Raw genomic sequence first — 6,728 nt, 5'->3', positions numbered from 1 at the left:
AAACAGGGTGAGAGACCCTGTCGCCGAAAGTCCAAGGGTTCCTGCTTAAAGCTAATCTGAGCAGGGTAAGCCGGCCCCTAAGGCGAGGCAGAAATGCGTAGTCGATGGGAACCAGGTTAATATTCCTGGGCCAGTGGGATGTGACGGATCGTGACTGTTGTTCACCCTTATTGGATTGGGTGGGCCGCTAATCGGTTCCTGGAAATAGCCCCACACCAGACCGTACCCTAAACCGACACAGGTGGACTGGTAGAGAATACCAAGGCGCTTGAGAGAACGATGTTGAAGGAACTCGGCAAAATACCTCCGTAAGTTCGCGAGAAGGAGGCCCGGGTTCAAGGCAACTTGGATCCGGGGGCACAAACCAGGGGGTGGCGACTGTTTACTAAAAACACAGGGCTCTGCGAAGTCGCAAGACGACGTATAGGGTCTGACGCCTGCCCGGTGCCTGAAGGTTAAAAGGAGGGGTGCAAGCTCCGAATTGAAGCCCAGGTAAACGGCGGCCGTAACTATAACGGTCCTAAGGTAGCGAAATTCCTTGTCGGGTAAGTTCCGACCTGCACGAATGGCGTAACGACTTCCCCGCTGTCTCCAACATCGACTCAGCGAAATTGAATTGCCTGTCAAGATGCAGGCTTCCCGCGGTTAGACGGAAAGACCCCGTGCACCTTTACTACAACTTCAGATTGGCATCAGGCCAAGCATGTGCAGGATAGGTGGTAGACTTTGAAGCAGGGACGCCAGTTCCTGTGGAGTCATCCTTGAGATACCACCCTTGCTTTGCTTGATGTCTAACCGCGGCCCGTTATCCGGGTCCGGGACCCTCTGTGGTGGGTAGTTTGACTGGGGCGGTCGCCTCCTAAAGAGTAACGGAGGCGCGCGATGGTTGGCTCAGAGCGGTCGGAAATCGCTCGTTGAGTGCAATGGCAGAAGCCAGCCTGACTGCAAGACTGACAAGTCGAGCAGAGTCGAAAGACGGTCATAGTGATCCGGTGGTCCCAAGTGGGAGGGCCATCGCTCAACGGATAAAAGGTACGCCGGGGATAACAGGCTGATGATGCCCAAGAGTCCATATCGACGGCATCGTTTGGCACCTCGATGTCGGCTCATCTCATCCTGGGGCTGGAGCAGGTCCCAAGGGTATGGCTGTTCGCCATTTAAAGAGGTACGTGAGCTGGGTTTAGAACGTCGTGAGACAGTTCGGTCCCTATCTGCCGTGGGTGTAGGATACTTGAGAGGAGTTGCCCCTAGTACGAGAGGACCGGGGTGAACGATCCACTGGTGGACCTGTTGTTGCGCCAGCAGCAGTGCAGGGTAGCTATGATCGGACAGGATAACCGCTGAAGGCATCTAAGCGGGAAGCCCCCCTCAAAACAAGGTATCCCTGAGGGCCGTGGAAGACCACCACGTCGATAGGCCAGAGATGTAAGCGCAGCAATGCGTTCAGTTGACTGGTACTAATTGCCCGATAGGCTTGATTTGATCCAGTAGAAGCCAGGTTTGGCTTCTAGGATTGATGAAAGCATCACACTCAGGTGTGCTGACTTGGATGTTTTGTGTTTCTTTCTAGGTTTGGTGGTCATAGCGTGAGCAAAACACCCGGCTCCATTCCGAACCCGGCCGTTAAGTGCCACTGCGCCAATGGTACTGCGTCTTAAGACGTGGGAGAGTAGGTCACCGCCAAACCTAGTAAGAAACACGAACACCGATCTCTCTAACGATGCAGCCCCAAATTGCCTGAACTTTCAGCCTTGGGGGCTGTATATTGGCGCGGGGTGGAGCAGCCCGGTAGCTCGTCAGGCTCATAACCTGAAGGCCGCAGGTTCAAATCCTGCCCCCGCAACCAATACAACCCCATAAAAACATTAGATTTTTCGATCTCGTCGATTGTATGGAAGTTGCTGTGTGTGCCGATTATGTGCAGGAAACTCTCCTCCTCATAACCTGAAGGCCGCAGGTTCAAATCCTGCCCCCGCAACCACTTTGGTCGAACCAATAAACAAGGCTCATCCGTAACAGGGGGAGCCTGTTTTTTGTCTGATAGGGCGACATTGAACAAAGTCACCAACTGACCGTGCAGTACGACTTTCCATCCCTTAGAGGTGTGGCCCAGATCAACTTGGCTATTTCAAAACGCTGTCGCCAGTTGGTGACTTGCGGTTTTAATAAAATCTCATGGCAGAGCCTTTTTGCGGTCAACGGTTAAAACTTTGATCGCTATCTTCAGCTGAAGGTTAATTCGACGGTGTTAACGCGTTCTGCTTCCTTATCTTTGGATAACCGGTGTAATCTCGAAATGGCCCATCTCAAGAATTGGATCAAATGCCGCATCAAGCTGTTCGAAAGTCTCGGCCTCAAGGATCATGTAGTTGGTATGTTCCAGACGATTTGAATAGTGACCGTGGACTTTGATCCCATGATCTTTCACGTTTGCTAGCGTATCTCGAAACAGTGGAAATTTTTCGGGGTGATGGGCCTGACACGTGGAGTAGTCGTGCGTCAGTTTTACAACAAATAGCATTGCGCGCTCCTTTATGCGTTGATTTTGATAAGGGAAATGTGTTCAAGGAAGCATTTTTTCCATTGCTTCCTCGCCACCCTTTGTTGGTCTGTCTGATCGGCGCCTAAAGAATGCCAGCTATCTTCGTGATTGAACGCATGTCTACGTCGACGCCGCTGATTAACTGCGCATAATCCGTGTTGCCCGCTAGTGCATCATAGGTTCGCTCAATGGCAGACATGTCAGGATATGTTACGCCAAGCATATATGTCCCGAGATCAGATCCAGTGAGGACCTGGCCCATGCGCATCGTTTGAGCCCCTGATGCTTTGAAAACTGATGCTGTCTTATTTAGCAATCCAAGCATACCAGCCTCGTCCAAAGCTCCGAGACGAGCGCGGGTCAGCATCAAGTACTTGGGCATCGGCTCTAGCTTTGGTTCAAACTCGATCGGCTTGCCCCGGAACAAGTTTCGTGAAAACGGAGCCACTTCGTGGTTGTTAATCATTCGTGAGTATGCAGATGATTTTGGGATCATGTTCATAACCCCTTCAAACCCAGTGAGGTCATCAAAGAACTGGACGAACACTAACGCTCCGGGATAACGGCCTGAAATTACGCTGCCGTATGTGACACGCACTGCGCCATTTTCTCGGCACTCTTGAGCGAAGTGCGCCATTTCTTCTATCGCGCCCTGCCTGCTAACAGTGGGGCAACTAGCAGCTGTGATGGCAATAAATTTGGGTATCGACATGATGGATCCTCCAGGTCTTGAAATGCGTTATATCGGCACGGCACAATTTCAAGTTGACCACAGACCGCCCAGCAATCTAGTCTTTAGGTTAAAGTGGTTTGGGGGCTTGTAATGTTGGACATGAATATCGTTGAAAAAGAAATGTGTCCGATAGGGCTCGCCGGTCACCTACTCGTTGATAAATGGGTTCCCATCATACTCAGGGATATTGCTCTGTTTGATCGACGTGGCTTCAACGAAATATTAAAAAAAAATCGCGAAGGAATTTCGTCTGCATCTCTTGCAGCTCGACTTCAATACATGGTGCAGTTGGAGTTGCTACATGTGAAAAAATCAAAGGAGCATGCGCAGAAGAAACTTTACTTTCTGTCTGAAGCAGGGATCGCTTTCGTACCCATTCTATTCCACCTAGCCAGCTGGACATCTGAATTTCGTGATCCTGCGCCTGAGGTAGTAGAGCTAACTCACCCATTTCACAGTGGTCGAAAAGATTTACAGGAGAAATTGATCCAGAAATTGCGCAAAATTCATATTCACAAGAGTGTTGATCCTGACCCTATGTGGTGGTTAGCAGATGAGTTAGAAAAATTAGAGATTTAAGTTTTTTCAAAAATGTGGCTCTCAGTAAACGTCTTGGAATTGTGTGTGGTTGACGTTTGATCTTACCCACATAATCACTCTCGTGGTTTTAGCCCCGGCGATGATTAGTCTTCGGCTTTTTTGTAATAACTGGATCAATTGATAGTGGCACTCATTCAGAGTGCGGTGTGAAGCCGTTTTGCGAACTGCGTCCAGTGAGTAATCGGGACATCCTGAACTATCTCTTCAAATAGTCAAAGCTCAGGGTGCGACCCAAGTCCCTGACCAGTTATCGCCACGGCTAAAGCGCGCTCGACGATGGTTTTGACCAAGATGCAACGCATCAATGCATGATAGTTCTAACCGCAACACGGCAAAAGATGCTGGGTCGGCATTTTTCAAATAATCCAGTGCTGTTGGAATAGGTTCGCCGGGTGGTGGGCTTATTCCGTATGATAAGCGTGATACTTCAGGGACCTTCTCCCATATCTGTTCTGCGTCATCGCCCGTCAGGACGTTTACTTCTGCCTCGAGCCGCATCTGCAAATGGGCTGATGGATCCCATATGTGGAGTGCCGCATAAGGTGTGATGGTCAAGTCTGTGACCTTTTTGGATTGTGAATCGGTATGTATATCCAGAGTGGCCGAACGTTGATCAGCTGCTCGTAACACGACCGTCCGCGCTTGTGGCTTTCCCTCGCTATTTACTGTTGCCAAGGTTGGGTGCCGCGCTGGGGCATGGCGGTCGTCGACACCGCGTATCAGGCGCCTCCAAGTTTCAGCGTATAACTGAGACAGATCATGCGCCCATGAATTAGGATCTGAGTTCATTTATAGATCTCGCGACGATCAGAAAATGTACGTACGCGTCTCCGCCAAGCAAGGTAACTGCCACGCTTCAAATGTTTACGCATCAGTGCCTTTACCTCATCTGGTTCAAGTCCATGTAAGCCGCGGATCTGATCAAAGGTCACATGATCACTCAGCGCCATTTCGATAATTTCGCTGACCAGTACAGGGTTAATATTTTTATTTTTCATAGGAGTGGAGGTGTTTTTCTTGAGCAGTAAGTCAAGTCACGAACAAAGTTCAATATAGCGCAGAAAGCATAGCTAACGGGAGACTTCGGTAAGTTGGCGCCTAATTTTTTTCTTGTGGCTGATAAAATTGGGCCGCTTCATAAGTGCTAAAACGCCAATACTCAAAAGGCGAGGCTGCCTTGGCTGGGCCTCGCCTTCTTTTAATCATTGGTTGCATCATGCATTTATTAAAGAGGGGTCGCCCCTGTTTCCATGCGAATAATTTTTCCGTCTTTAAGCATGCAAACCAGCATAACCGCTTCCTTTGTGTCGTCGGGATACGAATTGAAATTATGTGAGACCATAATTTCACTATTTTCGTAAACACATCGAGACGAATTGGTTACGAAATTTGGGTTTTCCATCATCGTAGAAAACATCGGCCCCCATTCACTTTTGGTGAGTTTTCTACCCGTTTTGTGAAATATAATTTCTGCGTCTTCATGAATGAGCTCAATATAACCCTCGAAATCTCGGGCCTCGATGACTTTTTTTAGTTTTTGGTATAGAGACATTACTGTTCCCCCCACATTCCTGCGAATTCGTATACAACTGCACGCTTTCCACCGACACACCAAGCATCATGATTGGGTGAAATGGCATATGCGTCACCCGCAGTGTAGGTGGCTTCGGAGCCGTCGTCGCAAACACAATGAATAGTACCTTCAACTATGACACCAGTATGCGTGGCTTTGCAGCTAGGCGTACCAACAAGTGGCTTAATGTCCTTTGACCATTTCCACTCTGGTGCAAGCGTCAACTTCATCACTCGCTGACCGAGTACGTTCACGGCCTCCATACGCGCATTGGGCATGTCCTTGGCTTCGTCTGCCTGTGACGCAAAACTTTTCACTTCGATCGGCATATTTTTGGTCCTTATTTTGTAGTTAGTCGAGATATTTGGGATAAACCGAGGCAAATGAGCACTGGCATATTTGCTTCAATTAGCTCTGCGTCACTTAGTGAAAGACTCTCCACTCATGGGTGTCACCACGGTTGTTTCCAAGATAGCGCCTGCTGCGGCTCTTTTGGCTTTAAGTTCCTCGTGGCCGCCAAAAGCCTTCAAAGCTTCGGGGGAGTCAAAATCGATTATAACGGTCAACTTATTGTCGTTTTCTTTTTCGGTGCCTGCGAAAACGAGCTTTCCTCCAAGGGCATTTAGTGCGGCCTCATTCTCATGAAACATGTCTTTCCATGGTTTAAAGCCACGGGCCAAATCCTGCGTAAGTTTTACTATCATAATGGGCTTCCTTTCTCTGGGAGTTATTCACCATGACCTCTGTGGGGCAGGGCGTTAATTTATTGGGGTAAGATTTTAGTCGGCCGGGACTACGTGGTACATTTGCTGCCCTGTGCTCAGCATACCGGTGACTGTCCCAATGAATTTTTGGCCAACATAAGGTTCATACTTCCCGCTGCCAGCAGTCAGTGATCCAATGTATTCCATATCCGGGGTGATCTCGCCAAAGTATATGGCTAAATCTCCGTCGGGATCCATCATGCTACAAACGCCCACACCACCAACTGGCTGCCCATTGGTTGTGAGTGCAACAGATTGAGTGCACTCCGCAGTGACAAGTGATGGAAATCCCTCAGGTGCGGCAGACCAATCCCACAGGTCGGTAGAAGATGCCATCATGATTGAACCGGTGGTGCCTTCGATCATTGCCATCGTTGATGGCGCATTTGCAAGGCCAACCATGTTCCACAGACCTGCGTGTCCGTCTGCTAATAAAGGGCTGGTGCTGCATGCCAAAAAAAGTGCCGTCCATTTTGATAAATTACCCATATTTTGAATTTCCATAATTGAAGGTTT

Annotated in this window: 8 protein-coding genes, 1 tRNA gene and 2 rRNA genes (1 of these 11 running past the window's edge); 4 read left to right on the top strand and 7 right to left on the bottom strand. The window is 49.1% G+C overall.

All coding sequences use genetic code 11. The features are described 5' to 3' along the window. The 3 genes from AAC621_RS05200 to AAC621_RS05190 all read left to right on the top strand — a co-directional run. Window positions 1-1,482: ribosomal RNA gene (locus AAC621_RS05200) — 23S ribosomal RNA — on the top strand (it extends 1,350 nt beyond the left edge of the window). An 89-nt stretch (window positions 1,483-1,571) separates the two neighbouring features. Further along, window positions 1,572-1,686, top strand: a 5S ribosomal RNA gene (gene rrf / locus AAC621_RS05195). An 83-nt stretch (window positions 1,687-1,769) separates the two neighbouring features. After that, a tRNA-Met gene (locus tag AAC621_RS05190) sits at window positions 1,770-1,846 on the top strand. Window positions 1,847-2,266: 420 nt separating this feature from the next. Here the strand turns inward: AAC621_RS05190 and AAC621_RS05185 are convergent. Both AAC621_RS05185 and AAC621_RS05180 read right to left on the bottom strand, forming a co-directional pair. Next, entirely contained in the window at window positions 2,267-2,521 is a 255-nt protein-coding gene (locus AAC621_RS05185; protein WP_340243521.1) for a DUF3303 domain-containing protein, read from the bottom strand. A gap of 103 nt (window positions 2,522-2,624) precedes the next feature. After that, complete coding sequence (locus AAC621_RS05180; protein WP_340252845.1) at window positions 2,625-3,254, bottom strand: DUF6854 domain-containing protein; 630 nt, start codon at window positions 3,252-3,254, stop codon at window positions 2,625-2,627. Window positions 3,255-3,365: 111 nt separating this feature from the next. Between AAC621_RS05180 and AAC621_RS05175 the strand changes: the two genes are divergently transcribed. Next, window positions 3,366-3,854, top strand: coding sequence for a winged helix-turn-helix transcriptional regulator (locus tag AAC621_RS05175; RefSeq protein WP_340252843.1), 489 nt, complete (start codon window positions 3,366-3,368; stop codon window positions 3,852-3,854). 240 nt (window positions 3,855-4,094) lie between these two features. Here AAC621_RS05175 and AAC621_RS05170 read toward each other — a convergent pair whose 3' ends face one another. From AAC621_RS05170 to AAC621_RS05150, 5 genes are all read right to left on the bottom strand, one after another. Continuing rightward, window positions 4,095-4,664, bottom strand: coding sequence for a pyridoxamine 5'-phosphate oxidase family protein (locus tag AAC621_RS05170; protein ID WP_340252841.1), 570 nt, complete (start codon window positions 4,662-4,664; stop codon window positions 4,095-4,097). Then, on the bottom strand, window positions 4,661-4,873 hold the full coding sequence (locus AAC621_RS05165; protein WP_340252839.1) for a DUF2805 domain-containing protein: 213 nt from the start codon (window positions 4,871-4,873) through the stop codon (window positions 4,661-4,663). Before AAC621_RS05165 ends, AAC621_RS05170 begins: the two co-directional genes overlap by 4 nt. A gap of 553 nt (window positions 4,874-5,426) precedes the next feature. Further along, the gene (locus AAC621_RS05160; RefSeq protein ID WP_340252837.1) at window positions 5,427-5,777 is read right to left on the bottom strand and encodes a cupin domain-containing protein; all 351 of its coding nucleotides are present in this window, start codon (window positions 5,775-5,777) and stop codon (window positions 5,427-5,429) included. Between the two features lie 90 nt (window positions 5,778-5,867). Beyond that, on the bottom strand, window positions 5,868-6,152 hold the full coding sequence (locus AAC621_RS05155) for a hypothetical protein (RefSeq protein ID WP_340252835.1): 285 nt from the start codon (window positions 6,150-6,152) through the stop codon (window positions 5,868-5,870). A 75-nt stretch (window positions 6,153-6,227) separates the two neighbouring features. Beyond that, window positions 6,228-6,716, bottom strand: coding sequence for a hypothetical protein (locus AAC621_RS05150; RefSeq protein WP_340252833.1), 489 nt, complete (start codon window positions 6,714-6,716; stop codon window positions 6,228-6,230). Window positions 6,717-6,728: the final 12 nt, after the last annotated feature.

The sequence above is a fragment of the Roseobacter sp. HKCC-CH-9208 genome (assembly GCF_037805125.1).
Classification (GTDB): Bacteria; Pseudomonadota; Alphaproteobacteria; order Rhodobacterales; family Rhodobacteraceae; genus M30B80.
Note: the sequence above shows the minus strand (reverse complement) of the source record. Positions and strands in the feature narration are given on the sequence as shown.